General features: G+C 44.8%; 33 protein-coding genes. 26 read left to right on the forward strand and 7 right to left on the reverse strand.

From position 1 onward, the window contains the following. The first annotated feature begins 9 nt into the window (after window positions 1-9). From BV455_RS15530 to BV455_RS15555, 6 genes are all read left to right on the forward strand, one after another. Window positions 10-585, forward strand: a complete 576-nt coding sequence (locus BV455_RS15530; RefSeq protein WP_017435335.1) for a cob(I)yrinic acid a,c-diamide adenosyltransferase — start codon at window positions 10-12, stop codon at window positions 583-585. Continuing rightward, window positions 582-1,079, forward strand: a complete 498-nt coding sequence (locus tag BV455_RS15535) for an ECF transporter S component (RefSeq protein WP_017435336.1) — start codon at window positions 582-584, stop codon at window positions 1,077-1,079. Before BV455_RS15530 ends, BV455_RS15535 begins: the two co-directional genes overlap by 4 nt. After that, window positions 1,072-1,785, forward strand: coding sequence for an AIR synthase related protein (locus BV455_RS15540; protein ID WP_042410957.1), 714 nt, complete (start codon window positions 1,072-1,074; stop codon window positions 1,783-1,785). The genes BV455_RS15535 and BV455_RS15540 overlap by 8 nt, the downstream gene beginning before the upstream one ends. A 128-nt stretch (window positions 1,786-1,913) precedes the next feature. Then, window positions 1,914-2,459: an RNA polymerase sigma factor SigX gene (gene sigX, locus BV455_RS15545; protein ID WP_042410950.1), complete on the forward strand. Its 546-nt coding sequence runs from the start codon at window positions 1,914-1,916 to the stop codon at window positions 2,457-2,459. Continuing rightward, entirely contained in the window at window positions 2,437-3,588 is a 1,152-nt protein-coding gene (locus tag BV455_RS15550; RefSeq protein ID WP_218687380.1) for a GerMN domain-containing protein, read from the forward strand. Before sigX ends, BV455_RS15550 begins: the two co-directional genes overlap by 23 nt. Before the next feature lie 285 nt (window positions 3,589-3,873). Beyond that, window positions 3,874-4,686: a histidinol-phosphatase gene (locus BV455_RS15555; RefSeq protein ID WP_017435341.1), complete on the forward strand. Its 813-nt coding sequence runs from the start codon at window positions 3,874-3,876 to the stop codon at window positions 4,684-4,686. Between the two features lie 52 nt (window positions 4,687-4,738). On the opposite strand, the gene serA is transcribed toward BV455_RS15555, so the two are convergent. Both serA and BV455_RS15565 read right to left on the reverse strand, forming a co-directional pair. Next, window positions 4,739-6,313, reverse strand: a complete 1,575-nt coding sequence (gene serA, locus BV455_RS15560) for a phosphoglycerate dehydrogenase (RefSeq protein WP_042410946.1) — start codon at window positions 6,311-6,313, stop codon at window positions 4,739-4,741. Between the two features lie 181 nt (window positions 6,314-6,494). Continuing rightward, window positions 6,495-6,998: an inorganic diphosphatase gene (locus tag BV455_RS15565; RefSeq protein WP_017435343.1), complete on the reverse strand. Its 504-nt coding sequence runs from the start codon at window positions 6,996-6,998 to the stop codon at window positions 6,495-6,497. A 113-nt stretch (window positions 6,999-7,111) separates the two neighbouring features. Between BV455_RS15565 and BV455_RS15570 the strand changes: the two genes are divergently transcribed. Then, the gene (locus BV455_RS15570; RefSeq protein WP_190977357.1) at window positions 7,112-7,285 is read left to right on the forward strand and encodes a hypothetical protein; all 174 of its coding nucleotides are present in this window, start codon (window positions 7,112-7,114) and stop codon (window positions 7,283-7,285) included. Between the two features lie 37 nt (window positions 7,286-7,322). Here the strand turns inward: BV455_RS15570 and BV455_RS15575 are convergent, their stop codons facing one another. Next, the gene (locus BV455_RS15575) at window positions 7,323-7,571 is read right to left on the reverse strand and encodes a ferredoxin (protein ID WP_003249499.1); all 249 of its coding nucleotides are present in this window, start codon (window positions 7,569-7,571) and stop codon (window positions 7,323-7,325) included. Window positions 7,572-7,829: 258 nt separating this feature from the next. Here BV455_RS15575 and BV455_RS15580 point away from each other — a divergent pair, with 258 nt between their 5' ends. The 5 genes from BV455_RS15580 (at window position 7,830) to BV455_RS15600 (ending at window position 12,110) form a co-directional block, all read left to right on the forward strand. After that, window positions 7,830-8,882, forward strand: coding sequence for a YpbB family protein (locus tag BV455_RS15580; protein WP_042410944.1), 1,053 nt, complete (start codon window positions 7,830-7,832; stop codon window positions 8,880-8,882). Beyond that, window positions 8,876-10,372 (forward strand): RecQ family ATP-dependent DNA helicase, encoded by a 1,497-nt coding sequence (locus tag BV455_RS15585; protein WP_033313725.1) that lies wholly within the window; start codon window positions 8,876-8,878, stop codon window positions 10,370-10,372. The genes BV455_RS15580 and BV455_RS15585 overlap by 7 nt, the downstream gene beginning before the upstream one ends. An 18-nt stretch (window positions 10,373-10,390) precedes the next feature. After that, window positions 10,391-10,993, forward strand: a complete 603-nt coding sequence (locus tag BV455_RS15590) for a CPBP family intramembrane glutamic endopeptidase (RefSeq protein ID WP_017435347.1) — start codon at window positions 10,391-10,393, stop codon at window positions 10,991-10,993. Beyond that, window positions 10,990-11,562: a LysM peptidoglycan-binding domain-containing protein gene (locus BV455_RS15595; RefSeq protein ID WP_017435348.1), complete on the forward strand. Its 573-nt coding sequence runs from the start codon at window positions 10,990-10,992 to the stop codon at window positions 11,560-11,562. The genes BV455_RS15590 and BV455_RS15595 overlap by 4 nt, the downstream gene beginning before the upstream one ends. A 98-nt stretch (window positions 11,563-11,660) precedes the next feature. After that, window positions 11,661-12,110 (forward strand): YpbF family protein, encoded by a 450-nt coding sequence (locus BV455_RS15600; RefSeq protein ID WP_017435349.1) that lies wholly within the window; start codon window positions 11,661-11,663, stop codon window positions 12,108-12,110. A 28-nt stretch (window positions 12,111-12,138) separates the two neighbouring features. Here the strand turns inward: BV455_RS15600 and BV455_RS15605 are convergent, their stop codons facing one another. From BV455_RS15605 to BV455_RS15615, 3 genes are read right to left on the reverse strand one after another with little or no spacing between them, the layout of a single operon-like run. Continuing rightward, window positions 12,139-12,708: a manganese catalase family protein gene (locus BV455_RS15605; protein WP_017435350.1), complete on the reverse strand. Its 570-nt coding sequence runs from the start codon at window positions 12,706-12,708 to the stop codon at window positions 12,139-12,141. A 33-nt stretch (window positions 12,709-12,741) separates the two neighbouring features. Then, entirely contained in the window at window positions 12,742-13,002 is a 261-nt protein-coding gene (locus tag BV455_RS15610) for a spore coat protein CotJB (protein ID WP_017435351.1), read from the reverse strand. Further along, window positions 12,999-13,229, reverse strand: a complete 231-nt coding sequence (locus tag BV455_RS15615) for a spore coat associated protein CotJA (protein ID WP_017435352.1) — start codon at window positions 13,227-13,229, stop codon at window positions 12,999-13,001. The genes BV455_RS15610 and BV455_RS15615 overlap by 4 nt, the downstream gene beginning before the upstream one ends. A gap of 107 nt (window positions 13,230-13,336) precedes the next feature. Between BV455_RS15615 and BV455_RS15620 the strand changes: the two genes are divergently transcribed. The 5 genes from BV455_RS15620 (at window position 13,337) to BV455_RS15640 (ending at window position 17,839) form a co-directional block, all read left to right on the forward strand. After that, on the forward strand, window positions 13,337-13,732 hold the full coding sequence (locus BV455_RS15620; RefSeq protein ID WP_218687381.1) for a hypothetical protein: 396 nt from the start codon (window positions 13,337-13,339) through the stop codon (window positions 13,730-13,732). Between the two features lie 12 nt (window positions 13,733-13,744). After that, on the forward strand, window positions 13,745-14,530 hold the full coding sequence (locus BV455_RS15625; protein WP_017435354.1) for a metallophosphoesterase: 786 nt from the start codon (window positions 13,745-13,747) through the stop codon (window positions 14,528-14,530). A gap of 105 nt (window positions 14,531-14,635) precedes the next feature. Further along, window positions 14,636-15,226: a genetic competence negative regulator gene (locus BV455_RS15630; RefSeq protein ID WP_017435355.1), complete on the forward strand. Its 591-nt coding sequence runs from the start codon at window positions 14,636-14,638 to the stop codon at window positions 15,224-15,226. A 258-nt stretch (window positions 15,227-15,484) separates the two neighbouring features. Next, window positions 15,485-16,768, forward strand: a complete 1,284-nt coding sequence (locus BV455_RS15635) for a Glu/Leu/Phe/Val family dehydrogenase (protein WP_061579939.1) — start codon at window positions 15,485-15,487, stop codon at window positions 16,766-16,768. A 90-nt stretch (window positions 16,769-16,858) separates the two neighbouring features. Continuing rightward, complete coding sequence (locus BV455_RS15640; RefSeq protein ID WP_026078478.1) at window positions 16,859-17,839, forward strand: YpdA family putative bacillithiol disulfide reductase; 981 nt, start codon at window positions 16,859-16,861, stop codon at window positions 17,837-17,839. Window positions 17,840-17,873: 34 nt separating this feature from the next. On the opposite strand, the gene BV455_RS15645 is transcribed toward BV455_RS15640, so the two are convergent. Beyond that, the gene (locus tag BV455_RS15645; protein WP_081162012.1) at window positions 17,874-18,845 is read right to left on the reverse strand and encodes an asparaginase; all 972 of its coding nucleotides are present in this window, start codon (window positions 18,843-18,845) and stop codon (window positions 17,874-17,876) included. A 109-nt stretch (window positions 18,846-18,954) separates the two neighbouring features. Between BV455_RS15645 and prsW the strand changes: the two genes are divergently transcribed. The 9 genes from prsW (at window position 18,955) to rpsA (ending at window position 26,136) form a co-directional block, all read left to right on the forward strand. Continuing rightward, a complete protein-coding gene (prsW, locus tag BV455_RS15650) occupies window positions 18,955-19,629 on the forward strand; it encodes a glutamic-type intramembrane protease PrsW (RefSeq protein WP_017435359.1) in 675 nt (224 codons plus the stop codon). Window positions 19,630-19,783: 154 nt separating this feature from the next. After that, window positions 19,784-20,536, forward strand: coding sequence for a spore cortex-lytic enzyme (sleB, locus tag BV455_RS15655; RefSeq protein ID WP_409993900.1), 753 nt, complete (start codon window positions 19,784-19,786; stop codon window positions 20,534-20,536). A 17-nt stretch (window positions 20,537-20,553) separates the two neighbouring features. Beyond that, window positions 20,554-21,897, forward strand: coding sequence for a germination protein YpeB (ypeB, locus tag BV455_RS15660; protein WP_218687383.1), 1,344 nt, complete (start codon window positions 20,554-20,556; stop codon window positions 21,895-21,897). Window positions 21,898-21,982: 85 nt separating this feature from the next. Continuing rightward, a complete protein-coding gene (locus tag BV455_RS15665) occupies window positions 21,983-22,669 on the forward strand; it encodes a flagellar brake protein (protein ID WP_081162006.1) in 687 nt (228 codons plus the stop codon). Window positions 22,670-22,705: 36 nt separating this feature from the next. Then, window positions 22,706-22,885, forward strand: a complete 180-nt coding sequence (locus tag BV455_RS15670) for a YpfB family protein (protein ID WP_081162003.1) — start codon at window positions 22,706-22,708, stop codon at window positions 22,883-22,885. Between the two features lie 174 nt (window positions 22,886-23,059). Then, window positions 23,060-23,230, forward strand: a complete 171-nt coding sequence (locus BV455_RS20455) for a hypothetical protein (protein ID WP_245005286.1) — start codon at window positions 23,060-23,062, stop codon at window positions 23,228-23,230. A gap of 331 nt (window positions 23,231-23,561) precedes the next feature. Then, window positions 23,562-24,236 carry a (d)CMP kinase gene (cmk, locus tag BV455_RS15680; protein ID WP_081160947.1) on the forward strand — a complete coding sequence of 225 codons (675 nt, stop codon included), beginning with the start codon at window positions 23,562-23,564 and terminating at the stop codon, window positions 24,234-24,236. After that, entirely contained in the window at window positions 24,233-24,820 is a 588-nt protein-coding gene (locus tag BV455_RS15685) for a lysophospholipid acyltransferase family protein (RefSeq protein ID WP_218687384.1), read from the forward strand. Before cmk ends, BV455_RS15685 begins: the two co-directional genes overlap by 4 nt. A gap of 152 nt (window positions 24,821-24,972) precedes the next feature. Further along, the gene (rpsA, locus tag BV455_RS15690) at window positions 24,973-26,136 is read left to right on the forward strand and encodes a 30S ribosomal protein S1 (protein ID WP_081160942.1); all 1,164 of its coding nucleotides are present in this window, start codon (window positions 24,973-24,975) and stop codon (window positions 26,134-26,136) included. Window position 26,137 lies beyond the last annotated feature (1 nt).

Genomic DNA, 26,137 nt, shown 5'->3' on the forward strand with positions numbered 1-26,137 from the left:
AGAAACGATATGAGGCTATATACGAGAACAGGTGACAAAGGGAAAACGAGTTTAATCGGCGGACGTGTCGATAAAGACCATCTGCGCGTGGAGGCGTACGGTACGTTAGATGAAGTAAATTCATTTGTCGGGCAGGCGATGACACTGTTAGATGAGGAGAAATTTCAAGATATTTACGCTGAATTGCAAAAAATTCAACATGAATTATTTGATTGCGGCGGCGACTTGTCCATTGTGAATGGAAAGCTTCCGTATAAAGTAACGGCGGATATGGTAGCCTTTTTGGAAACGCGTATCGATGAATATGTGAAAGAAGCTCCGCCGCTTGAAAAATTTATTTTACCTGGCGGCTCCCCGGCTGCAGCGGCGCTCCATGTTGCCCGTACGGTAACAAGAAGAGCGGAACGGTGCATCGTGTCTTTGAGCAAAGCGGAGCCGGTTAATGAAATTGTATTGCAATATGTGAATCGTCTATCTGATTACTTTTTTGCTGTTGCCCGTGTCATTAACGCGCGTTTGGGAGTAAAAGACGTCGAATATGAGCGGAGCGCCATCGTGTTTCGCGATAAGGAGGAGAAAAAATGATAGGAAGCCGGAAACGATTTGCCGCGACAATCGTGTTGATTAGTTTATCGGTGATCGGTTCGTTATTGAAGCTGCCAACTTCGCTTGGCAGCATTGCATTGGATAGCGCTCCAGCACTTGTTGCGGCAGCGATTCTTGGAGCGAACAGCGGCGCTCTCGTTGCCGCGTTTGGTCATTTCATATCAGCGTTTTTTGCAGGGTTTCCGTTAGGAGCGTTTCATTTGCTAGTCGCTGTGGAAATGGCAGCGCTTGTATATGGATTTGCTTGGCTATATCAACATAAATGGAAAAAGGCTGCTTTTTTCTTTTTCTTTGTTGGCAACGCCTTTTTAGCGCCGCTTCCATTTGCTTTATGGATGGGAAAAGCGTTTGTTTTGGCGATTATTCCTTCTTTGACGGCTGCGACGGCTGCGAACATCATCGTTTCATCTCTCGTTATTCCGGTGCTTTGGAAATTGACAATCATGGAATCGGAGAAGATGCCACGTGCGTGATGTATTGTTTGTACCTTTTTACGATGGCACAGAGTTAGTGGTTGCGACGGATGGTTCGGCAGCTATTGGAGAGAAAGAGAAGGATATTGTACACGCTCCATATGATGTCGTTGCGTATTTCGCTGCGCGCGTTGCATTCATGGAAGTATTGAGTGTTGGAGCAAAGCTGCATGCCGTGGTACTGCAAAATTTTGTGCATGATGAAGCGTGGGAAACACTTTGCAATGGCATTCGCAGGACGTGTCAAGAATTACATATAGACATTCCGGTCATCGGGAGCAGTGAAACGAATTTTCCAACGCTTCAGTCCGCTGTTGGCATAACGGTTGTTGGTACGGTGCAAACAGAGCGGAAACGGGTCGGAATAACACCAAAAGACGCAAAATTTGCGGTAATCGGCGAGCCTCTTGTCGGTGATGAAGTGTTGAAGCGCAATGAACGAGTTCTCTCTCTTTCGTTATTTCAAGCATTATTGAGACAAACGTGTATTTATGAAATTGTCCCGATTGGTTCAAAAGGAATTTATTACGAACTGCAGCAATTGCTACAGGCAAACGGCCTTGCTTTCTCATCATGTTCCTGCAAGCTGCCCCTTTTTGCTTCTGCCGGTCCGTCTACCGCTATATTAATTAGTTACCATCCTTGTGTGGAAGAGGAAGTCAAAAAGATTGCCAAAAGTTTATTTTTTCCGCTCTTCATAGATTAGTAAAATGGAAGAGAAAAGAAGGAAGAATATTTTGCAATATTCTTCCTTTTTTCACGTGGAAATTTTATCATGATTGTAACGAAACGATTTGTCGCGGCGACAAATGAAGTAGAATGGGAGGAGAAAGGATGGACTCCGTCTTTGAGGAGTTGTACGAAAAGTATCATGATGATATTTTTAATTTTTTATTTTATATGGTACGAAATCGAGAGCAGACAGAAGATCTCGTTCAGGAAGTATACATAAAAGTACTGCGTTCTTATAAGCGGTTTAAAGGGGAAAGCAGTGAAAAAACATGGTTGCTGTCGATTGCGCGCCATGTGGCGATCGATTTTTTCCGCAAACAAAAAAGCCGACAGCAGAAATTAGGAAAATTAGATTGGAGTGAAGAACAGCTTGGTGATGGACAGCCGCTGCCGGAGGAAATCGCGATTCAAAAAGAGGAGATTCAGCTAATGTACCGCTGTTTAGAACGTTGTACGATCGATCAGCAGCTTGTTATCGTGCTTCGCTTTATCCAATCGCTGTCGATTACGGAGACAGCGGAGGCGTTAGGATGGACGGAGAGCAAAGTCAAAACGACGCAGCACCGGGCGTTGAAAGTGTTGAAAAAGTATATGGAAGAAGAAATGGAGAAAGGAAGAGGACAGCGTGAAAAAGTTTCGGTGGAATGACGAATGCCTTGAGCATACGCTACAGCAGATGCCGATGATTAAAGATCATCGTTCGAAGGAAGAAATATATCAACAATTAATCAAAGCAAGAAAAACGGCACGCTGGAAAGCCTGGTTTCTTCCATCACTGATTTCCGTCGTTGCGGCGGTGTCTGTGGTGGCGATCTATGCACCTAGCCTTCCATTCACACAACGTCCGGAAAAAAGCTCTGAGAAGTTAGATCGGCATATGATAACGCTACAGGCGGAACAGCCGGCAAAGGAGAGCCAAACGCTTTTGTCTGCTAGGGAGCACGATTCGTTTTTATCGCGCATTGTGACCAAAGATGCATTGAATGATCAAGATATTGTCGTAGTAGGAATCCCTGATCAACAGTCGCAAATCATCATTCCCATTAGCGTTCCGGTAAAAAAATATGAACAAGCGGCTGAGCAGCTCAAAATGGCCAAATCACAAATTGATGAACAAAAATGGGGGTTATCAAAGCGGCTGCTTAATGGTGTCACGATTGCCCCTTCTCGTGAAAGCAATCGAGTCTGGCTGGTCCGGGTGTCAAAACAACATCCAGTTTTTTCCGAAGGATCGATGGGTGAATCATTGTTTCTTGCCAGCGTTGAAGAAACGATTCGCTGGATGGGTGGAAAGAAAGTCCGTTTTTTTACCGAAAAGAAGGAAGGAATGGCGTTTCATCATAAAGGATATATAAAGGAAGTGGAAATTCCGAATAAGAAGCGGGCGTATTATTTATATTGGTCCGGTTCGACGCATTCTGTGTTTCTTGTTCCGTCGCCGCAGCATGTTTCGACGTTTTTAGAAGCATTAAAACAGATGAAAAAAGATGGAGGTGGGCCGTTGCGCTCCACTGTCCCAAAAGGAGTTCGCATTAAGAAGGTGAGCGTGCAGAATGATCATGTCGTGATCCAGTTTACGGAAGATTCCAAGCTAAACGGACTGCCATCGATTCAATGGATGATGGAGGCGATTTTGCTTACGGCGAAAGAGTTCGGCTTTCGCACCGTTACATTTAAAGGCGGGGGAGTCAAGCAAATTGGCCCGTATATGTTTGGGAAAAAAATCGCCGTACCCGTTGGTCCAAATCCGATTACAGTATATGCATCTGCCCAATAAAAAGGAAGCGTTTTTTGTTACAATTTTGTTAATGTAGCAATGGCAACGTTCTATTTGCCGCTTTTCTCACATAATACAATATATGGCGGAATGATAACGAAAGGGAGGAACGGATGATGGGAGATGTGATGAGACGTTTGCTTGTCGTGGCAGGCATGGCTGCCTGCATTCGTTTGCTATTTATGGTTGGTATGGCGGGGTGAATGTGCGAAAATTCGCAAAACCGTTGTCCTCCTCATCTCTATGCGATATAATGATAGAAACGTAGAGGGAGGAGAGAGAAACATGTTAACCGATTATCACAATCATCTTGAGCGGGGAACGCTGACCCTCGAATATTTGCGGCAATTTACGGATGAAGCAGCAAGAAAGGGAATTCAGCATTTTGGCATATCGGAACATGCCTACCATTTTTACCAAACAAAAAATATTTTATCCAATCCATGGGTCGACGCGCGCCGTTACTATGATATGGATGACTATGTCCGGCTGTTCCATGAAGCGTGGGATGCCGGAATTGACGTAAAAATGTCCATTGAAATGGATTATACGCCGGGAAAACATGAAGAAATGGCGCAATTTATCCAATCTTATGAGTTTGATTATGTGATCGGTTCAATTCATTGGGTTGATGATTTTGGCATTGATTTGGCAGAGTACCGTCAAGAATGGGAACGCAGGGATCTATACGATACATACCGCAAATATTTTGACCAAGTTGTCACCTTGGCTGAGTCCAATTTATTCGATATTATCGGTCATCTGGATTTGGTCAAAATATTTAAATACGTTCCAGAAGATGAAGAATTTTTGCTCGAGCAATACGATCGCGCGACAACCGCGCTGGCAAACTCGAAAACATGCGTCGAAATCAGCACAGCAGGGCTGCGGAAACCGGTTGGCGAGCTATACCCGGATAAACGGCTATTGCAAATGTGCTACGATAAAGGCATCCCAATTGTGCTTTCCTCCGATGCGCATGTCCCTGAGCATGTAGGGGCAGATTACGACAAAGCGATTGCGCTTGCGAGAAGTGTCGGTTATACGGAGTTGATGACGTTTCATAAGGGGGAACGGAAGGCGGTGCCGCTAGGATAAAAGCGGTGATCACACAAAAAAGGAATGGGGTCGTGCCCATTCCTTTTTTGTTTTACACTTCTAATCTTTTTACGGTGTCAATATCTTCGATTTCGGTTAATTTTTGCATAACAGCATCATCAATTGGCTTATCTAGCGAAAGCAACATAATCGCTCTGCCGCCCGCTTCTTGTCGTCCGACTTGCATCGTGGCGATGTTTACTTGATGTTCGCCAAGCACGTTTCCGACTTTTCCGATCATCCCCGGGCGGTCTTGGTGTTGAATGTAAAGGAGATGTCCTTCCGGCGCAAAATCAATCGTAAATCCGTCAAAGTGGACGATGCGGTCGCCGTAGTTTGGAATGTGCGTGCCTTTGATCGTAAATGTTCTATTTTCGCCATGAACGGTAAGGGAGATGCAGTTGGCATAGCCGTGTGTTTCGTCAGAAAACTTTTCGCCGTACGTAATTCCCCGTTCCTTTGCGATCATGGCGGCGTTCACTTCGTTGACCGTCGAAGCGACACGCGGCCGTAAAAATCCAGCGAGCAGACTGCGCGTGATATAAGTCGTTTCTAAATCGGCGACGGTTCCTGCATACGTAACGGACAGTTCTTGAACCGGAATATTCATATATTGTGAGGCAATCATGCCCATCTTCTTCGCTAAATGGTAGAATGCTTGAATTTTCTCGTATACGTCTTTGGACAAGGCTGGCAGATTAATAGAAGATGTAACCGGTTTTCCTTCTAAAAACTGTAATATTTCCTCGGCAACTTGAGTAGCGACATTTAATTGCGCTTCGACAGTGGAAGCGCCAAGATGCGGAGTGACGATCACATTATCAAACGACAATAATGGATGGTCTCCCGGCGGTTCTTGTTCAAAGACATCGAGGGCGACCCCTGCCACATGGCCATTTTGCAAAAACGGAATGAGAGCCTTTTCGTCAATAATGCCGCCGCGGGCACAGTTGATGAGATACACGCCTTTTTTCGTTTTTGCCAAATTTTTCTCGCCGAGAAGTCCTTTTGTTTCTTTTGTCAGCGGAGTGTGCACGGTAATAATGTCGGCGCAAGCGAGCACCTCATCGAGCGTATGAATCGACACACCGAGTTTTTCGGCGCGTTCTTTCGTTAAAAACGGATCGTACACGTGCACGGTCATGCCAAAGGCGCGTGCACGTTTCGCTACTTCAGAGCCGATGCGGCCGAATCCGATGATGCCTAAATGTTTTCCTTTCAGCTCCATGCCAACAAACGCGGAGCGATTCCATTCCCGCGATTTGACCGAAATATGCGCCTGCGGAATGTGGCGTACGAGCGCGGCCATCATTGCAAAAGTGTGTTCGGCGGCGGAAATCGTATTTCCATTTGGCGCGTTAATGACGACAATCCCGCGCTTTGTCGCCGCTTCTACATCAATATTGTCAACCCCGACGCCGGCGCGGCCGATAATTTTTAAGTTCGGCATTTTTGAAAGCAGTTCTTCTGTCACTTTTGTCGCGCTGCGAACGAGCAAGGCATCAAATTCATGCAGTTCGTTTTCTGCTTCACTGACATTTTTTTGCACGATTTCAATTTGTTCGGATTTTCGTAGTGGGGCTAATCCTTCTTCGTTAATTGCGTCGGAAACTAAAATGCGAAACACGTCGATGTGCTCCTTTCTTATTCAAGAATTTTAAATTTCTGATAATTTACCATACTAAAGCGCTTTCTGTCAATGATATGAAAAGAAGTCATACCAATGTAAACGTTTTTATCATCGAATGTTCGGATTTTGCTTAATAAAATGCGCCCAAGCCGTTATGGAAACTTGGGCGCTGTTTTGTTTATTTATTTTTTTGTTCGTTGTAGCGGGCGATGCATTCTTCAATTAATTTGGCAGCAGCTTCCGGACCTTCCCATGTGCCGATTTCCGTCCGTTTTCCTTGCAAATCTTTATAACGCTCAAAGAAATGGGCGATTTCTTTTAATTTGTGCTGCGGAAGATCTTCAATGCTGCGGATTTCGTCGAAACGCGGATCTTCAACCGGAACGCCGATCAGCTTTGCATCTTCTTCGCCGCTGTCAACCATGTTTAAATAACCGATGACACGTGTGTCAATCACGCAGCCAGGGAACGTTGGGTTGGTGGTGATGACTAAAATATCGAGCGGGTCGCCGTCTAAAGCGAGCGTGTTTTGCAAATATCCGTATTCTGCTGGATAAAACATCGGTGAGTACAGGACGCGGTCTAGTTTGAAAATGCCCCGTTCTTTGTCGAATTCGTACTTGTTTTGGCTTCCTGCCGGAATTTCGATAAATGCTTCAACCACTTTATTTTCGAATGCCACAACACGTTCCTCCTTTAAATTATGTATGCGTTTCTATTATAGAATAGATGGTAAAGGGTAGCAACTACAGAAATAGGCCGTTCGCAAACACGTGAATGTGGATGATCCATTGCTTGCAAATATTTCATGTTGCGGTGAAAAGCAGTTCAGACGATTCACGCTTTTCTGTCGCAACAGATGGACGAGAACGCCGGCCGGCAAATGCATTTGCCCGCGGAAAAGCAGCTTTTGCATCCATTTCGCTTGATTTTATTGACCAATCAACATTCTCGGCGAAACATAAATAAACCCCTCTTGCATTGTTGGCAAGAGGGTGTATGTTTATCAATCAAATTTATTTGGGTCTCCGTCAAACGGCTCGTCGGCGACTTTAATCGACTCGGTTGGGCAGCCTTCGTAGGCGTCCATCATGTCGTCGATCAGAATTTCCGGAACTTCTACGATGCCTTGATTATCATCTAAAGTAACGTAGGCGATGCCGTCTTCATCGTAGTCGTAAATGTCTGGAGCCGCCGCGCCGCACGCTCCGCAGGCGATACATGTTTCCTTATCCACAATCGTATATTTTGGCATGATAAAAACCTCCCCAAGTTCTATTCGAAACGGACGATTCATCTCCGTGTTCTATACTCGGAAATGAACTTTCAATTTTATAATAAGGCTGTTTCAGCAACTTTTCAATATAAAAATGTCACATCTGCGTTTTTAATATATAAACGGTGTCTACTTTGCCTATTATGCATTCTTTCTAAACAGAAAAACTTTATGCGCGAAACAAGGCAGGTAATTCTGTTACAATATAATGTAGATTTGCATAAAGGAGCAGCTGACATGAAAGACGGATATGCTGCGTTTTTGCTGTCGTTTTGTCTGCACCGCTTCAACGGCGAAAGGTCGTTGGCGGCGGTCTATCACTTATTTTCCGGAAAAAAATCAGCGCAAACGCTGCAGGACAGTAAATGGTTTCAGCTTGCGCCGTTTTTTGGCGTATGGAAAGATATTACGTTCAGCGAGATCGAGGCAGCAGCACAGTCGTTGTTCGAAAACGGCTTGATTGTCCCTGTGCAAAATCGCGCTTATATATTGACAGAAAAAGGAAAAAGATGGCTGGATGAACAGCTGCAGCGGACATTTTTTCCGACGCATCTCAATGGATGGCGCTATCACGACTTGGAAAAATGGTTTTGGTACCGTTTGTCCCTGCTTGTGCAAACATTATCGAACCTCCTTCACCACACCAGTTTTGAGCCGATTCACCGCCATGAAAAAACATTGATGTGGGTGAAGCGCTATTTACTATCACAGCGAAGAACGGTGCGAACATTAGCAGAAACGCTTTATGGGGAGCTATACCGTCTTCTCGATGACGTTTCCGAGGAAGAGGCGACGGTGTTTACCTTGCGTTTGACGAGTTATGCGCGAATCGGCTGGACGAACGAACAAATTGCATCGTATTTGCAAAAAGATCGCGTATGCGTTCAGTTTCAATTTCAAAATGTGCTTCATTACATGATGGCGTCAGCAGAAGCGGACCGCTCCTCTATTTTATATGAATTAATGCACGGATTGTCATTGCCTATACCACTGACGCTGTCCGCACAAAAAACGTATGAATGGCTGTTGCGCGGGAAACCGCTCGGCGAAATTGCGCGGCTGCGCCGTTTAAAAAGAAGCACGATTGAAGATCATGTCGTGGAAATTGCCGCCAATATTCCACAGTTTTCAATCGCGCCGTTTGTGCATGAAAAAAAGGCGGCGAAAATTATCGAGACGGCGCGAAAGCTCAAGACCCGCAAATTAAAGCGGATTCGCGATGCGATCGGTGACGACGTCAGCTATTTTGAAATCCGCCTCGTATTGGCAAAGGAAGGGGAAATGTGGTGACGTTAACGCAACTGCTTCAGAAAAAGTTCGGCTATTCTTCGTTCCGCAAAGGACAGCAGGAGATTATCGAAGATCTTTTGCGCGGATATGATGTGTTGGCGATGCTGCCGACGGGCGGAGGAAAATCGCTTTGCTATCAGCTTCCGGCCTATTTATTGCCAGGCAGCGTCTTGATCATTTCCCCGCTTGTTTCGCTCATGGAAGATCAAGTGCGGCAGCTGCGGGAGCGTGGGGAAAAGCGGGCCATTGCCTTTAATAGTTTTTTAGAAACAAGGGAAAAGTGGCGGGCGCTTGAGCAGCTCGACCAGTTTCGCTTTATTTATGTCTCTCCAGAAATGCTGCAGTCGGAGCGGCTGCTTATTGCCTTAACGAATACTCCTATTTCTTTATTTGTCGTCGATGAAGCTCACTGCATTTCTCAGTGGGGATATGATTTCCGTCCTGATTTTTTAAAGTTAGGGGAGATCCGGCGCCAGCTTGGGTCGCCGCCGTGCCTCGCATTGACAGCTACGGCGCCTCCGGAAGTGATGAATGATATTATCGATATTTTGCAGCTTTCTCCGCTGCGCTGCCATATTCATTCCGTCGACCGTCCGAATATCGCAATCAAGGTAGAAAAGCTGAGCTCACTTTCCGAAAAAGTGGACCGCTTGCTCGACTATGTCAAGCGTCTTCAAGGCCCTGGAATCATTTATTTTTCGAGCCGGCAATGGACAGAAACGATGGCGCGCCAACTGCAGCAGGAAGGAATCGAGCGGGTGGCGTATTATCATGCAGGCATGGATGCCGAACAGCGGATGCTGGTGCAGCAGCAGTTTTTACGCGGCCAGTTAGACATCGTATGCTGCACGGCTGCGTTTGGCATGGGAGTCAATAAAGAAAATATCCGCTTTGTTCTTCATTTTCATATGCCCGGCCAAATGGAAGCATACCTTCAAGAAATCGGCAGGGCGGGGCGCGACGGAGAAAAGAGCATTGCGATTTTACTATATACCAATGGGGACGATGGCATGATACAATCGCTAATGGAAGCGGAACTGCCGGACGACGCGCAGGTGAAACAGCTGTGTGAAAATTTATTATATGGCGCTTCCCGAGATGATGTCGAGCAATACATGGATATGTGTCTGTTTACGGACGTCCAGAAGCGGATTTTTACGTACTTTTTGGAAAAAGAAGGGGTTTTTTCTTCCAACCGGCCGCTTGCCAAGCAAGAAATTGACCGCCTATATGGAAAAGTAACAAAGAACATCGAACTACGCCGGCAATGGAAGCGGAAAAAGTTAAAGGAAATGGAAAAATGGATTTTTCGCCGTTCCTGCCGGCGGGAGGCGATTGTCCAGGCCTTTGGGCAGACCCTGACGGACAAGCCGGAGCAGTGCTGTGATTGTTGCGGGCTGTCATTAGACGGCTACTTGCGTACGAACGAGGAAAAACACCCTACCCGTTTCCTTGGTTGGCGGGTCGAATTGCAGCGTATTTTCTTTTAAAGCGAGGCGTAGTGAAACATGAAGCGGCAAAGTGAACAAATCCAAATGATGAGCGATCGCGAAGTACTGCTCCATTTATATTTGACGCAATTATTGCTAATTGTCGCGTCCGTCGTGATCGCATTTTTTCTTTTTGATCTTTCGACGTTGCGGCGAATTTGGCAGTTTGATTTGGCTGCGGTGATTGCCTATGGCGGGGGAAGCGCCGCCCTCGTGTTAGCGCTTGATTTTTTGGCGATGCGCTATTTGCCGAAACAATGGCAGGATGACGGGGGAATTAATGAAAAAATTTTCCGTAGCCGCTCGATTCCGCATATCTTTTTTTTATGTTTATTGATCGCTTTCAGCGAAGAGTGGCTGTTTCGCGGCGTCATCCAGACATATTTCGGCCTGTTTGTCGCCAGCACGGTGTTCGCCTTGTTGCACATCCGCTATTTAGAAAAATGGTTTTTGTTTGTGATGGTAGTGCTGTTAAGCTTTTTTCTCGGATGTATTTATGAGTGGACTAAAAGCCTGTGGGCAACGATTTTTGCCCATTTTCTGATCGATTTTATTTTAGCGGTAGATATTCGTCTCCATTATGTGCGCGAAAGGAAACAAAACGGGGGTAATCGTGAGTGAGTGAGCAGCGTATCGAAGATCAAGCGGAAGTATTGCGGGAATTGGCGCAGCCAAAAAATAAGCCGGCAAAAGAAGACGGGCTGCCGCTTCCATCGCGCAGCGAGGTGCGTCGACAGAAGAAGACAAGAAAGCGGGAAAAGAAAAAGAAGTGGAAGCTGAAATATCCGCTCATACGTTTGTTAGTACTGTTTTTCATTTTGCTGCCGATTTCGATGTTAAGCATTTATTATGCGAATCAAGACTCAAAAACGGTGACGGTTGTCACCCGCAGCGAAACAGGCAGTTATGAATTAGTTGATATTGATCCAGTGAAGAAGGGAACGACCGAGTCGAGCAGTTCAACAACAAGGGCACAAAATCAGCCTGCATTAAAGAAAAACAAAAAAGAAACAAGAAAAAAAGTAATCACACATATCGTGCAGGAAAATGAAACGCTATACAGTATTGCGATGAAATATTATCAGAGCGATCGCGGAATGGAAATCATAAAAAAATGGAATCATTTGCAAAATGCAAAGCTCCATCAAGGACAAGTATTGCAAATTCCGTTGACAGATGTGGAAAAATAGAGAGATAGACAAACGGTCGTTTTTTCGTTCTAACGAAGCAGGCTCGTACATACGTTTATAATAAGAAAGGGTGGAGGAAAAATCGAGGGGATGGAATGATGGGAAATTTTCTCGAGCATGTGCCGATAGATGAAGTGACAAGGCAAATGCTGATTGGAGTGATTGAAAAAAAACAAAAATGGGAACGGCTGAAGAAAAAAGTTTTTTCCTTGCAGCTCGTTACTTTCGGCGGGTTCGCGCTGTTTTCCATCTACATTTTATTTTATTTAATTTTTCCAAGCGGCACATGGACGGAGCTGATCAACGGATTTTTGGGAAAAACGGTGCATTTATATATATTGTTACTGCTGTTTACCTCGTATTGGGCCGTTTTATATTACAAAGGAAAATGTGATAAAGCGGAAGAGGAATTTCATTCCCTTCGTTGCGAAATCATTCAAAAAAGCATCGATTTATGGAAAGATGAACAGCAATGGAAAGAGCGGCATAAACTGTTTGAAATGATGAAAAAGGAGTACGATATTAATTTGTATTATGAAAATAGCTGAATGGTACTCCCATTCAGCTATTTTCCGATTAGAAAAATTTCTTCCGGTCACGCTCTTCTTTTAAAATTTCGACTGCTTCGCGAAAACGTTGAGCGTGAATGATTTCACGTTCGCGTAAAAAACGAAGCCCATCGTTTAAATCTGGATCATCGCTCATATTAATAATCCATTGATAGGTTGCCCTCGCTTTTTCTTCGGCAGCGATATCTTCATACAAATCGGTAATCGGATCTCCCTTCGCTTGAATGTATGTCGCCGTAAACGGAACGCCGGCGGCATTATGATAAAATAAAGCGCGGTCATGATCGACATAGTGTGCGTCGAGACCTGCTTCTTTCAGCTGTTCTAGAGTGGCGTCTTTTGTTAGTTTGTATACCATTGTTGCAATCATTTCCAAATGAGCCAATTCCTCTGTTCCAATATCTGTGAGTAAACCCATTACTTTATCAGGAATGGTGTAGCGTTGATTTAAATAACGAAGCGCGGCAGCGAGTTCTCCATCCGCCCCTCCATACTGTTCAATTAAATATTTCGCCAGTTTTGGGTTGCACGTGCTGACACGAACGGGATATTGCAATTTTTTTTCATAAATCCACATTATCATTTCCTCCTTTTACAGCGAGTGGCGTTGCTATACTTGCCAAGGCCAAGGAGAATCATTCCAATTCCACGGATAGTTGGAATAGCTGTTTCCATATTGTTGCAGTGGACCATAACAGGACTCAAACTGTTTCTTTAGCTGTTTCCGTTTTTGCGCAAGCTGGTTAAATTGCTGGATCGCTTGGTAGTCGGTAGGATGGGTGTCGAGGTATAACGTTAAGTCGACGAGGGCAAAATCAACTGCTTGGAGCTGCTCTAAAAGTTCATAGTATTCTTGTGGCACCTGCTTCATTGTCCATCACCTTTAGTTTTCATTTCGTAAGGACCGTAATATGGATCATAAAAAATTTTCCAGAGGGTACCTTTTTTCAATGCTTCATGCAAAGGGAATTGCGGCAAGTTAGGCGGTTGAAATCCGACATATTGGTTCGGCGCGGTGACATATGTTTTGACGCGAATTGGCGGACAAGGATCAAATGGGCTTACATAGGGTTCATATTGCTTTCGTGTGGTGAACATAAAAAACCTCCTTTTTATAAAACTTCAGTCTATATTTATGACTGCAACATTTTACTCATGCCTCCCTTTTTCGTGAATACATGTAGAAGAGGGAGGGGGGAAATGGTATGTGGGTTCGTCTGTTGTGTGTGATGGTTGGATTTTTATGCGGATATTTGCTGATTCATTGGATGCCGCCATTGACTCCGTTTGATTTCACCCTTTTTATCACCGAGCTTATTTTTAATCCTTTGCGGACGTTTTTGGCGCTGACCTGCTTTTTTATTGGTTTTTTGGCAAATGCGGTAGTGATTCGCACCGTCATCGAAGGAATTGTGTTATGCCTGCAGGGAAAGCGGGTACTCTGGATGGAATGGTTTGTTTGCTGTGGAGGGATAGCGACCTTTTATTGGTTATTTCAATGGGAAAGAAAGCTGGCTGTTTTATTTTTTATTTTCTCCTTTATTTATGGTATGATATCGATGGATTTGGATCGTTCTCGGCAATATCATCGAAATTTATAGGGGGCATTATACTTGGTTTGGATCGTCTTTTTTTCTTTTTTCTGTATATTGGCTTATATGTGGTGGGAAGCGCATCGAAACCGCGTTGTTCACATTGAGTTGACCTTTCCTCAGTTTCCAAGTAGTTTTCGGGCGTTTTCCATTTTTTTTATTTCCGACCTTCATCGGCGGATATTGGCGAAAAAAATTGTGGAGGAGATCAAAGGAAAGGCGGATATTGTTTTAGTCGGCGGGGACCTTACGGAAAAAGGGGTGCCCGCTGCGCGTGTCAAGGAAAATATTCGCCGCTTAAAAATGATTGGACCGGTTTATTTTATTTGGGGGAATAATGATTATGAAGCGGAATATGATTTGCACTCGCTTTTGCTCGAGGAAGGAGTGCATATATTGGAAAATAGTGCTGTGATGCTGCAATCCCGGGATGGGGAGAAGCTTGCCCTCATTGGAGTGGAGGATATGAGCAAACGGCGCGCAAGATTAGACAAAGCGCTTCAAGGGGTGGATGAGAATGCCTTCCGCATCCTTGCTTCGCATAATCCGAAAATTGTCGGGCGTCTTCGTCCCGAACATCGTATTTCGCTTGTGATCAGCGGTCATACGCATGGAGGGCAAATTCGTTTCTTTTCGTTTGGGCTCTATGAAAAAGGTGGTTTAAAAAGTGTGAACGGCACTGCCGTTTTTGTCAGTAACGGATACGGGACGACAACCATTCCGCTTCGCCTTGGAGCGCCTGCGGAAACGAATTTGATCACCATTCGTTCATGGAAAGAAGAAGATAAAGAAAAAATGCTTGTCTAAATGACGGAAAACGATGTAAACTCATTAATAATAACAACGAACCATTTATGAATTATTTCATACAATAAACATAAGAGATGGCTGTGTAGGTAAGGAGGGGTGTTGATGCGTCTTGAACGCTTAACCCACAATAAAATTAAAATTTTCCTTACGTTTGATGATTTGATGGATCGCGGTTTAACGAAAGACGATTTATGGAAAGATACGTTTAAAGTTCATCAATTGTTTCGCGATATGATTGAGGAGGCAAGCGAAGAGCTTGGCTTTGAAGTAAACGGATCGATCGCGGTGGAAGTATACTCTTTACCGGCACAGGGAATGGTTGTTATCGTAACAAGCGAGGGCGAATACGATGAAATGGAGGAAGAATTTGCCGACGATTACATTGAAATGCAAGTAACGCTCGATGAGAGCGATGACATATTTTACGAATTTCAAACGTTTGAAGATGTCATTCAGCTTGCTCATCGTCTCTATGCGATCGGTTGTTTAGACGGAACGCTTTATTCTTACCAAGACCGATTTTACTTGCATGTTGCGGAAGAACCTCCTATTCCGGTTGATAACTTTGTCGCTTTGTTGGCGGAGTTCGGCAGCCCCTCGACGATAACGATACATCGTGTGCAGGAATATGGCAAAAAACTAATCGAGCATCGAGCGATTGAACAACTCGTTCATTATTTTCCGGCACGTTAACGCATGACCAGACTCCTTCATGTGGACAAGGAGTCTGGTTTTTTTTACCTCGGCTCTGTTGTTCAAGGGCAAGAAAAGCCGCCATATAATAAGGAAAAAACAGCATATAAACATAATAAAGATGGAAATAGTTATAAATAGCCATAAATCGTTTGCCATTTTATTTTTTTTCCTTTGCATAAATAGTAAGAAGGTGTATACTATGACATGGAAGGCGACAATATCAAATATCAGAGTGAACTTATAGGAGGTTTACGTATGGTAGCCGATAAGCATACCAGCGAAGAAAAAGAACAGAAAGAAAAAGAATATGACGTATTAGCAGCAACGCAAATCGTTATACATAGAGCTCTGGAAAAGCTGGGATATCCGGAAGAAGTATACGAGTTGCTAAAAGAGCCGATTCGCATGCTGACAGTGAGAATTCCGGTGCGCATGGATGACGGTACGGTGAAAATTTTTACCGGCTACCGAGCCCAGCATAATGATGCGGTTGGTCCAACTAAAGGAGGGGTTCGTTTCCATCCAAACGTCACGGAGCGTGAAGTGAAAGCGCTATCTATTTGGATGAGCCTAAAATGCGGCATTGTCGATTTGCCGTATGGCGGTGGAAAAGGTGGAATTGTCTGTGATCCGCGTACGATGTCATTCCGTGAATTAGAGCGGTTAAGCCGCGGTTATGTTCGTGCGATTAGCCAAATCGTTGGTCCGACAAAAGACATTCCTGCACCAGATGTCTTTACGAACTCGCAAATTATGGCATGGATGATGGACGAATATAGCCGCATTGACGAATTTAACTCTCCTGGATTTATTACAGGAAAACCGTTAGTGCTAGGTGGATCTCACGGCCGTGAAACGGCAACAGCAAAAGGAGTGACGATTTGCATTCGCGAAGCGGCGAAAAAACGCGGCATTGATTTAAAAGGCGCCCGCGTTGTCATCCAGGGCTTTGGAAATGCGGGCAGCTTTTTGGCGAAATTTATGCATGATGCCGGCGCGAAAGTTATCGGTATTTCCGATGTATACGGAGCGCTTTATGATCCGAACGGTTTGGATATCGATTATTTGCTCGAGCGCCGCGACAGCTTTGGCACGGTAACGAAATTATTTAAAAATACGATTACGAATAAAGAGCTGTTGGAGCTCGACTGCGATATTTTAGTGCCGGCAGCGATTGAAAATCAAATTACGGAAGAGAATGCACCGAATATTAAAGCGAGCATCGTCGTGGAGGCGGCCAATGGCCCGACGACGTTAGAGGCAACGGAAATTTTAACAAAACGAGGCATTTTGCTTGTCCCGGACGTATTGGCGAGCGCGGGTGGCGTAACGGTTTCGTATTTCGAATGGGTGCAAAACAATCAAGGATATTATTGGACGGAAGAAGAAGTGGAAGAGCGGTTAGAAAAAGTCATGGTGAAAGCGTTCAATAACGTATACGAAATGGCGCAAACACGCCGTGTCGATATGCGTTTGGCCGCTTATATGGTCGGCGTCCGCAAAATGGCGGAAGCGTGCCGTTTCCGTGGCTGGGTATAATAAAGATGAATTAACTTATTTGCAACATGCCAAAAAATCCCCTATCATATGATAGGGGATTTTTTGATGCTATAAGGAGTGAAGGGCATGGTGAAAGAAGAAAAGATCATTATTGTCGGCGGGGGGCCTTGCGGGCTTGCTGCAGCGATTGCTTTACAAGATGTCGGTTATCGTCCGTTAGTGATAGAAAAAGGAAATATTGTCCATTCCATTTATCGATTTCCAACTCATCAAACCTTTTTTAGCACGAGCGACCGCCTCGAAATCGGCGGCGTGCCGTTTATTACGGAAAATCGGAAGCCAAAGCGCAATCAAGCGCTTGCCTATTACCGCGAAGTAGTCGCGCGAAAGCAAGTGCGCGTGCAAACGTTTGAGGAAGTGAAGCAAGTAGAAAAACAAAAAGATGGAACGTTCCTTGTAAGCACGACAAAAGGACTATACCGTGCTGAATATGTCATTGTGGCGACAGGATATTATGACCACCCAAACTATATGAACGTGCCGGGGGAAGATTTGCCGAAAGTGACACACTATTTTAAAGAAGCGCATCCATATTTCAATACCGACTGCGTGGTCATCGGCGGAAAAAACTCGAGTGTTGATGCAGCGCTTGAGCTCGTCAAAGCGGGGGCGCGCGTCACGGTTTTGTACCGGGGAAGCGGCTATTCGCCAAGCATTAAACCTTGGGTTTTGCCGGAGTTCGATTCTCTCGTGCGCAAAGGTATCATTAAAATGGAGTTTAACGCTCATGTAAAGGAAATTACTGAAGATGCTGTCATTTACGAAGTAGAAGGAGAAACGAAAAAAATCAAAAACGATTTTGTCTTTGCGATGACGGGATATCATCCTGACCATGAATTTTTAAAGAAAATGGGAGTGGAAGTCGACCCTGAAACGGGGCGGCCGCTTTATAATCCCGAAACGATGGAAACGAACGTCCCTGGCATTTTCATTGCCGGCGTCATCGCCGCCGGCAATGATGCCAATGAGATTTTTATTGAAAACGGCCGCTTTCACGGCGGGCAAATTGCCGCTTGCATTGTCAAACGGGAGCGGGAGAAGCAGCAATAACGGGAGGAGGCTGGAACAAGCCAGCCTCCCTTGATTATTCCATAAACATTTCTTGCAGTTTTTGCGGGTTGTTTGTGATTTCTAGGGCGACAAGCAGTTTGATGCGTGCTTTTTGCCCGTTTAGCCCGTTGGAAAAAATGACGCCCATTTCTTTCAGCTGCTTTCCGCCTCCTTCATATCCGTAGATATCTTGTACAATTCCGTTAAAGCAGCGGGATACAAGAACGACCGGAATGCCGGCGTCAAGCAAAGAGCGCACCCCTTTAGCGGCGCGCGGCGGCAGGTTTCCCTGCCCTAACGCTTCAATGACAACTCCATCAAGCGGAAGCGTTTGAATGGCATGAAAAATTGCTTCATCCATACCTGCATATGCTTTTAATAAAATCACGTTTTTCGATATCGTTTGAACCGGATATGTCGTGCGTTTCGTCGGCGCGTGGTGAAAAAACACCCCTCGCTTTGTGACGATTCCAATCGGTCCGTACTGCGGGCTTTGGAATGTCGCAATGTTGGATGTATGGGTTTTCGTCACGTTTTTAGCTGTGTGGATTTCGTCATTGAGTACGACCAATACTCCTTTTCCGCGCGCTTCGTTACTTATCGCCACTTTTACTGACGAAATTAAGTTGTACAGCCCATCCGCGCCGATTTCATTGCTGGAGCGCATCGCGCCGGTAACGACAATCGGCACATCGGTCCGTGCGGTTAAATCTAAAAAATATGCCGTCTCTTCAAGGGTGTCTGTTCCATGTGTAACAACAATGCCTTCTATTTGTTCATTGGCAATTTTTTCTTCGATGCGATTGCGCAATTGCAGCATTTCCTGCGGCGTCATATGCGGCGATGGCAAGTGGAACAGCTCTTCTACATAAATATCGGCAAGGCTTGCCAATGGCGGCGCCACATCATGCAACGGATGTGTTTCATCAGGACGTACGGCTCCTGTTTCTTCATCCTCTTTCATGGAAATGGTGCCGCCTGTATGAATAATTAAGATTTTTTTCATTATTTTCCCTCCATTCGAAAGTTCGATGATGCAATAATAGAAGAAGGTCATTTTCAAATATTCCATTCTCATGTTACCATAAAGAAAACGAATGGAAACGGGGATTTGTATGTTCACATTAATTTCCGCTGGCGTTGCTCCAGGAATTGCACTGCTTAGCTATTTTTATTTGAAAGATGAATACGAAACAGAACCGTTATCTTTTGTATTGCGAATATTTATCATCGGAGCGCTGCTGGTGTTTCCGATTATGTTTATTCAATATGTGTTTCATGCTGAAGGAATGGCGACTTCTAAAGTCGCCCGCGCCTTTTTTTTGTCAGGATTGTTGGAGGAGTTCGTCAAGTGGTTTATCGTTTATTTTTTTGTTTATGACCATTATGAATTTGACGAGCCGTACGACGGCATTGTGTATAGCGCCAGTGTGTCGCTCGGGTTTGCGACGATGGAAAATATTTTGTATTTATTGGCGAACGGTGTGGAGTTTGCTGTGACAAGGGCGCTTTTGCCGGTTTCCAGCCACGCTTTATTTGCAGTCATCATGGGTTTTTATTTTGGCAAAGCAAAATTTACGAGAAAGAAACGGCGTTACTTATTTTTGGCGTTTTTGTTGTCCTTTCTTCTGCACGGAATGTACGATTTCATTTTGTTAACGCAGGAGAAATGGAGTTATTACATGGTTCCCTTCATGTTGTTATTATGGTGGTTTGCGCTTCGCAAGATAAAACAGGCAAAAGCATTACATGGTTACGAAAAAATTTTTTCTGCAAAAAGTCAAGCATAATAAGCTTGGCTTTTTGCTTTTTTTGCATAAAAAGGCAAATTCGAAAGAAAATAGGGATAAAACAATAGTTGCAATACGGGAGGGTTTGCGCATGGTTAGTAAAATGCAGAGATATCTATGGTTTAGTATTCTTATTGCTTGTCTGTTTATTTGTATGAAACCGGCTGAAGAGGCAAAAGCATTTTCGAACCAGGTGATTCAGCGCGGGGCAGTTGGGGATGACGTCATCGAATTGCAGGCGCGGCTGCAGTATATCGGATTTTACAATGGAAAAATTGACGGCGTTTTCGGCTGGAGAACGTACTGGGCGGTGCGCAATTTTCAATATGAATATGGGCTTCCAGTGGATGGCCTCGTCGGTAATAGCACAAAAGCAAAACTAGTAAAGGTATCGAAATATCATGAGCAATTTGTGAAGGAGCAAATTCGCAAAGGAAATGAGTTTACCCATTATGGAGGCAAGCCGTTAAGCCAGCAAGTAAAGAAAAATAATAGAGGCGGCGACGGAAACAGATCGGTAAAAGCGACAGCAGCCAATGTGCCAAAAGGTTTTTCGCAAAACGATATTCAACTGATGGCAAACGCGGTACATGGGGAGGCGCGCGGGGAGCCTTATATCGGTAAAGTCGCGGTGGCGGCCGTCATTTTAAACCGTCTTGAGCATCCTTCGTTCCCGGATACAGTGGCGGGCGTAATTTTTCAACCTGGGGCATTTACCGCGGTAGCCGATGGACAAATTTGGCTGACGCCGGATGAAACATCGAAAAAAGCGGTACTCGATGCGATTAACGGCTGGGATCCTACCGATGGAGCCATTTATTATTTCAACCCGGCCACCGCAACGAGTTCATGGATTTGGAACCGACCGCAAATTAAAAGAATTGGTAAACATATCTTTTGTAAATAATGCAGGAGGTGAGTGAAATGATACGGAATTTATTAATCGGCGCACTGTCACTTGCTGTGGTAGGAACAGCGTATTGGGGATACCGGGAGCATCAGGAGAAAAATGCCATCTTAATTCATGCGGAAAATAACTATCAGCGTGCTTTCCATGACTTAACGTACCAAATCGATTTGCTGCATGATAAAATCGGAAACACGCTTGCCATGAATTCTTCCACTTCCTTGTCTCCAGCTTTAGCGGAAGTATGGAAAATTGCTGCGGAAGCCCACTCCGATGTCGGGCAGCTGCCGCTTTCCCTGCTACCGTTTAACAAAACACAGGAGTTTCTCGCTAAAATAGGGGAGTTCAGCTACCGGACAGCGATTCGCGATCTAGAAAAAGAGCCGCTTACGAAAGAAGAATACCGTACGCTGCAAGCACTATATAAAAATGCGGCAACCATTCAGCAAGAACTGCGCAACGTCCAGCATTTAGTTTTAAAAAATAACTTGCGCTGGATGGATGTCGAATTGGCGCTCGCAACTAACGATCGTTCCGGAGATAACGTCATTATTGACGGGTTTAAAGCAGTAGAAAAAAATGTAGATACCTTCTCGAAGTCGTCTGAATTTGGACCGACTTTTATTGGCCTCGAAAATACGGAAAAAGGCTTTGTCCGCGCAAAAGGAAAATCGATTTCCAAACATGAAGCAAAGCGCATAGCCCGTTCTTTTCTTGGGTTAAAGGGTACGGAAAGCATTAAAGTAACGGCGAGCGGAAAAGGAGCAGATGAGCGCTTTTACAGTCTGACGATTCATGATCCGAAAACAAAAGGCGATATTTATATGGATATTACAGCAAAAGGCGGTTACCCAATTTGGGTGATCAATAGCCGTCCAATTGTCAAACAAGCGATTAGTTTACATGAAGCGGCAAATAGAGGAATGAAGTTTTTGCAGCAACATCAGTTTAAAAACTTGGAGCTTTATGACAGCACCCAATATGATAACGTTGCGGTATTAACATTTGTGACAAATGAAAACGGAATTCGCATCTATCCGGAAGCAATTAAAATGAAAGTAGCTCTTGACAATGGAACGATTGTCGGCTTTTCTGCGCGTGATTATTTGTCTTCTTCCATCCAGCGTCCGCTCCCGAAACCGAAATTGACGGTGGAACAAGCAAAGAAAAAAATCAATCCGAATTTAAAGATTATGGAACAGCGCCAGGCCGTCATTATGAACGACATGAACGAACCAGTGCTCTGCTATGAATTTTTAGGGACGCTCGGAGAAGACACCTATCAAATTTTTATTAACGCAAACAGTGGAATGGAGGAACAAGTGGAAAGACTGCAAAGCACAGAACCAAGTTATAGTTAAGGTCATTGTTTAGGGAAAAGCTTGATGAAAGCTTTTCCTTTTTGTTTTAATAAAAATATTAAGGGGAAAACGAAAGGGAGAGACCATGTTGAAAATAGGGGACATGTTAACGTTAGAGCCATTGGATGGCGGGAAAGAAAAATATAAAGGAAAAGTAATGGAAATAGGAGATCACCATATCCACATAGGTTATCCGGTTGATGAAAAGGCAGGGAAAACGGTGTTTTTCCTGAACGGAATGCGATTGAAAGCAAGTTTTGTCGGGCAAGATGGCTGCCTTTATTTATTTGAGACAGAAGTGACCGGAAAGCTGCGGCGGCCGGTGCCGATGATCGTCCTTGCTTATCCTAGCGCAGACAAACTCGTGCGCATTCAGCGCCGCCGCTATGTGAGAGTAAAAGTCAATGCCGATGTGGCGATTCACCCGTTTCATCAGGAGTTTGCGCCATTTGCGACGATGACGACCGATATTAGTGCTGGCGGAGCGGCGGTCGTATTGCCGCCGTCATACCATCAGCAGCTGCTCCCTGGAATGGTTGTCGAAACATGGCTAGTGCTCGCAATGAGGTCAGGCGAATATCACTATTTAAAATTAAAGGCAAAAATTATCCGTATATTTCAAGGTGCAAATGGCGTCTATAAAGCATCGCTGCAATTTTTAGACGTAGCTCCCCAGGACCGCGTGCGATTAATTCGCTATAGTTTTGAACGGCAATTAGAAGCAAAAAAGGCAGAGAACATAGTGAATAAATGGGAGGAAAGCGTGGAATAATGGCCTATAAAAAATGAAAGGCAGGCCGATATCGCAATGAAACGCTTTGAATCCCTTTTATGGAAGCTTGTCATTATTCAATTTATTTTTTTAATCATAGCGCAATGGCTTATTTTATATACTCCGCTTCATCTTTATTTGGGAAAAGTTTATGAATATGAAGGGGTTAGCAAGCAGGAAAAAACAAAAACGATCGAAACAACCGTCGACCGTTGACGGTCTATATGATAAAATGACATCGAAGCATGCAGGGGTTTCCTGCTTTTTTCTTTGATAAAAATATTAAGTGAGCAGGAGGTATAAGCAGTTTGTTAAACTTTATAAAATAGTGTCATCGGACGTTTCAAATATAGGAAAAAGTATGGGTTATCCGTCCATGAAAACTCCGCTTTGGTGATTGGCAGACGGGGATTAGGGTATCAGGAACGATTGCCAAAAGAACTCATTCACATCATAAAAACGAAAGTGAAGCGCCATTTGATTGCCGTGTTAGGGTCAATGGAAGAATCCTCTACAAGTAATCAAAAAGCGGAACGAAACAACGCCAATATATCGCGATGATGTTACGCAAAATCGAGAATTTCAAACAAGAGCATGAATGGTCATTATGGACTATATTGCACAAATTCTGCTGGCTGAGCCAGTATCAAATTCAACTGAAGGAGGTGTAACCCTGGTTACTAAAATCGTTGTCGTGTACGGACCGATGGAAGGAATGGTGCGCGACAGGCGCCGTCGCTGACAGCGAGCCACGGGGTGTCTTTCACAATAAATAGGTGAATGACAAGGGGATTCCCTTCCCGATGGAACTCAGGTGTTTCCTGAGCGGCAGGCAGTTTTGCTGGTTCCATCGCGATGTGTCGGTTTTTATAGATTTTAGTAACCAGGAGTTATGGGAAAAAGAATCAATATTGCTATTGACGGACCGGCGGCAGCAGGGAAAAGCACGGTGGCGAAAATGATCGCCAAGCGGCTCTCTTATATTTATATTGACACGGGCGCGATGTACCGGGCGCTCACATATCGGGCGCTGCAGCAAGGAATCTCGCTTGACGACGAACAAGCGTTAATTTCGTTATTAAAAGATACATATATTGAATTAAGGCCGTCGCATGAAGGACAGCTTGTGCTGGTCAATGGAGAGGACGTTACAAACGTAATCCGCAGCAAAGAAGTAACCAATGCGGTGTCATTAGTCGCCAAACATCCGCTAGTCCGGGAAGAGATGGTAGCGCGTCAACGTGCGCTGGCCAAAAATGGCGGCGTCGTCATGGATGGACGTGATATTGGTACACACGTCCTTCCGAATGCGGAAGTAAAAGTGTTTTTAAAAGCCTCCGTAGAAGAGAGGGCAAGACGCCGACACAAAGAGAACATTGCGCGAGGGTTTCCATCCGATTTAGAAACGTTGAAAAAAGAAATTGCCCGCCGCGACCAGCTCGATTCCGAACGGGAAGTAGCGCCGCTTAAGAAGGCGGAAGATGCGATCGAAATCGATACTACATCATTATCCATCGAAGAAGTTGTTGAACGCATTATGGAAATCGTAAACGAAAGGATTGAATGACGTTGGACTTTTATTCGTTTGCCAAGGGAGTTGTAAAAGGGATTTTAACCCCGCTTTACCGCATCAAAGTAATAGGGGTGGAACAGTTTCCAAAAGACGGTGGAGTGCTTCTTTGCGCAAACCATATTAGCAATCTCGATCCGCCGATCCTCGGCATTACCGCGCCAAGGCCGATTCATTTTATGGCAAAAGAAGAATTGTTTCGCGTTCCCATTTTAAAAAACTTGATCAACCATTTGCACGCGTTTCCAGTCAAGCGGGGAATGAGCGACCGCCAAGCGTTGCGAACCGGGTTGGAAGTGCTAAAACAAGGGCAAGTGTTGGGCATTTTTCCTGAGGGAACAAGAAGCAAAGATGGAAAGTTAAAGAAAGGGCTGCCCGGCGTCGGTTTTTTTGCGCTCCGGACAAGCGCCGCCATTGTTCCTTGCGCCATTATTGGTCCGTACCGAGCATTTGTGCCGCTGAAGGTGGTTTACGGGGCACCGATTGATATGGCACCGCTGCGCGAACGAAAAGCGTCTCCGGAAGAAGCGACAGATTATATTATGCAGCATATTCAGGCACTGCTAGATCAACATCGTTAAGCATTCGATTACATGTATATTGAGAAAATATGGTATACTAAATAGAAAAGCGTTCCTATCGTCCGTTATCGTCAACGTTTTTCGATGGTGCGGCGTTGATGAAAGAAGGCACGCTTTTTATAGGATCGTCAGTTGATGGAGGAGGGTTAACGATGGCAGAGGATATGAATTTGCAGGTAAACGTCTATAAAGTAGGTGATATCGTTCGAGGAAAAGTGGTGAAACTAGAAGACAAGCAGGTACTTGTCGATATTGAAGACAGCAAACAAAGCGGGATTATCCCGATTAGTGAATTATCCAACTTGCATATTGAAAAAACAAGCGACGCTGTTTCCGTCGGGGACGAAGTGACAGCGAAAGTGAAAAAAGTAGAGGAAGGCAAAGAGGGAGAAGAGGATTTGCTGATTTTATCGAAAAAAGCGGTAGATGCAGACCGTGCCTGGGAAGAGCTGGAGAGAAAATTTGCCAGCGGCGAAACGTTTGAGGCGGTAGTAAAAGATATTGTCAAAGGCGGGCTTGTAGCGGATATAGGAGTGCGCGGCTTCATCCCTGCCTCCCTTGTTGAACCCCATTATGTCGAGGATTTTTCTGATTATAAAGGAAAGGCGCTTGCCGTGAAAGTAGTCGAGCTGGATCGCGAAAAAAACCGCGTCATTTTATCGCATCGTGCCGTTGTCGAAGAAGAACAGCAACGTCAACGGAAGGAGGCGCTGAACCGTTTACAACCGGGGCAGGTGCTTGAGGGAGTCGTACGCCGCATCACCGATTTTGGTGTGTTTGTCGATGTTGGCGGCTTTGATGGTCTTGTACATATTTCGCAGCTTTCCCATACCCGTGTCGCCCATCCGTCTGAGGTTGTAAAAGAGGGAGAAACCGTCAAAGTAAAAGTGCTTGCGGTTGATGAAGAAAATGGCCGCGTCTCCCTTTCGATAAAAGAAGCAATACCGAGCCCTTGGGAAGGAATTGCGGAAAAAATCGCCCCTGGCGATATTGTCACTGGCAAGGTAAAACGGATTGTGCCGTTTGGCGCGTTTATTGAAATTTTCCCAGGCGTGGAAGGCCTTGTCCATATTTCCCAAATCGCTAATAAACGAATCGGAACGCCGCATGAAGTGCTAAAAGAAGGGGAAGAAGTCAGAGCGAAAGTGCTCGATGTAAATGAAGCGGAACGCCGCATTTCGTTAAGTATACGCGAGCTGATCGAGGAAGAAACAGCCTCCGAAGAAGACTATAGCCAATATACAAAACCGTCCAATGAAGTAAGTGGTTTTCAAATTGGCGAAGTCCTTGGGGAACAGCTAAAAAAATTAAAATAAC

This window comes from Parageobacillus caldoxylosilyticus (assembly GCF_019272935.1).
Lineage (GTDB): Bacteria > Bacillota > Bacilli > Bacillales > Anoxybacillaceae > Saccharococcus > Saccharococcus caldoxylosilyticus.

What these genes read in the sequence shown, in the direction of transcription:
- BV455_RS15530 (WP_017435335.1), top strand. Translation starts at nt 10, where the DNA reads ATGAGGCTATATACGAGAACAGGTGACAAAGGGAAAACGAGTTTAATC.
- BV455_RS15535 (WP_017435336.1), top strand. Translation starts at nt 582, where the DNA reads ATGATAGGAAGCCGGAAACGATTTGCCGCGACAATCGTGTTGATTAGT.
- sigX (WP_042410950.1), top strand. Translation starts at nt 1,914, where the DNA reads ATGGACTCCGTCTTTGAGGAGTTGTACGAAAAGTATCATGATGATATT.
- BV455_RS15555 (WP_017435341.1), top strand. Translation starts at nt 3,874, where the DNA reads ATGTTAACCGATTATCACAATCATCTTGAGCGGGGAACGCTGACCCTC.
- BV455_RS15575 (WP_003249499.1), bottom strand. Translation starts at nt 7,571, where the DNA reads ATGCCAAAATATACGATTGTGGATAAGGAAACATGTATCGCCTGCGGA.
- BV455_RS15580 (WP_042410944.1), top strand. Translation starts at nt 7,830, where the DNA reads ATGAAAGACGGATATGCTGCGTTTTTGCTGTCGTTTTGTCTGCACCGC.
- BV455_RS15590 (WP_017435347.1), top strand. Translation starts at nt 10,391, where the DNA reads ATGAAGCGGCAAAGTGAACAAATCCAAATGATGAGCGATCGCGAAGTA.
- BV455_RS15600 (WP_017435349.1), top strand. Translation starts at nt 11,661, where the DNA reads ATGGGAAATTTTCTCGAGCATGTGCCGATAGATGAAGTGACAAGGCAA.
- BV455_RS15605 (WP_017435350.1), bottom strand. Translation starts at nt 12,708, where the DNA reads ATGTGGATTTATGAAAAAAAATTGCAATATCCCGTTCGTGTCAGCACG.
- BV455_RS15610 (WP_017435351.1), bottom strand. Translation starts at nt 13,002, where the DNA reads ATGAAGCAGGTGCCACAAGAATACTATGAACTTTTAGAGCAGCTCCAA.
- BV455_RS15615 (WP_017435352.1), bottom strand. Translation starts at nt 13,229, where the DNA reads ATGTTCACCACACGAAAGCAATATGAACCCTATGTAAGCCCATTTGAT.
- BV455_RS15620 (WP_218687381.1), top strand. Translation starts at nt 13,337, where the DNA reads ATGTGGGTTCGTCTGTTGTGTGTGATGGTTGGATTTTTATGCGGATAT.
- BV455_RS15630 (WP_017435355.1), top strand. Translation starts at nt 14,636, where the DNA reads ATGCGTCTTGAACGCTTAACCCACAATAAAATTAAAATTTTCCTTACG.
- BV455_RS15635 (WP_061579939.1), top strand. Translation starts at nt 15,485, where the DNA reads ATGGTAGCCGATAAGCATACCAGCGAAGAAAAAGAACAGAAAGAAAAA.
- BV455_RS15645 (WP_081162012.1), bottom strand. Translation starts at nt 18,845, where the DNA reads ATGAAAAAAATCTTAATTATTCATACAGGCGGCACCATTTCCATGAAA.
- prsW (WP_017435359.1), top strand. Translation starts at nt 18,955, where the DNA reads ATGTTCACATTAATTTCCGCTGGCGTTGCTCCAGGAATTGCACTGCTT.
- sleB (WP_409993900.1), top strand. Translation starts at nt 19,784, where the DNA reads ATGAAACCGGCTGAAGAGGCAAAAGCATTTTCGAACCAGGTGATTCAG.
- ypeB (WP_218687383.1), top strand. Translation starts at nt 20,554, where the DNA reads ATGATACGGAATTTATTAATCGGCGCACTGTCACTTGCTGTGGTAGGA.
- BV455_RS15665 (WP_081162006.1), top strand. Translation starts at nt 21,983, where the DNA reads ATGTTGAAAATAGGGGACATGTTAACGTTAGAGCCATTGGATGGCGGG.
- BV455_RS15670 (WP_081162003.1), top strand. Translation starts at nt 22,706, where the DNA reads ATGAAACGCTTTGAATCCCTTTTATGGAAGCTTGTCATTATTCAATTT.
- cmk (WP_081160947.1), top strand. Translation starts at nt 23,562, where the DNA reads ATGGGAAAAAGAATCAATATTGCTATTGACGGACCGGCGGCAGCAGGG.
- BV455_RS15685 (WP_218687384.1), top strand. Translation starts at nt 24,233, where the DNA reads ATGACGTTGGACTTTTATTCGTTTGCCAAGGGAGTTGTAAAAGGGATT.
- rpsA (WP_081160942.1), top strand. Translation starts at nt 24,973, where the DNA reads ATGGCAGAGGATATGAATTTGCAGGTAAACGTCTATAAAGTAGGTGAT.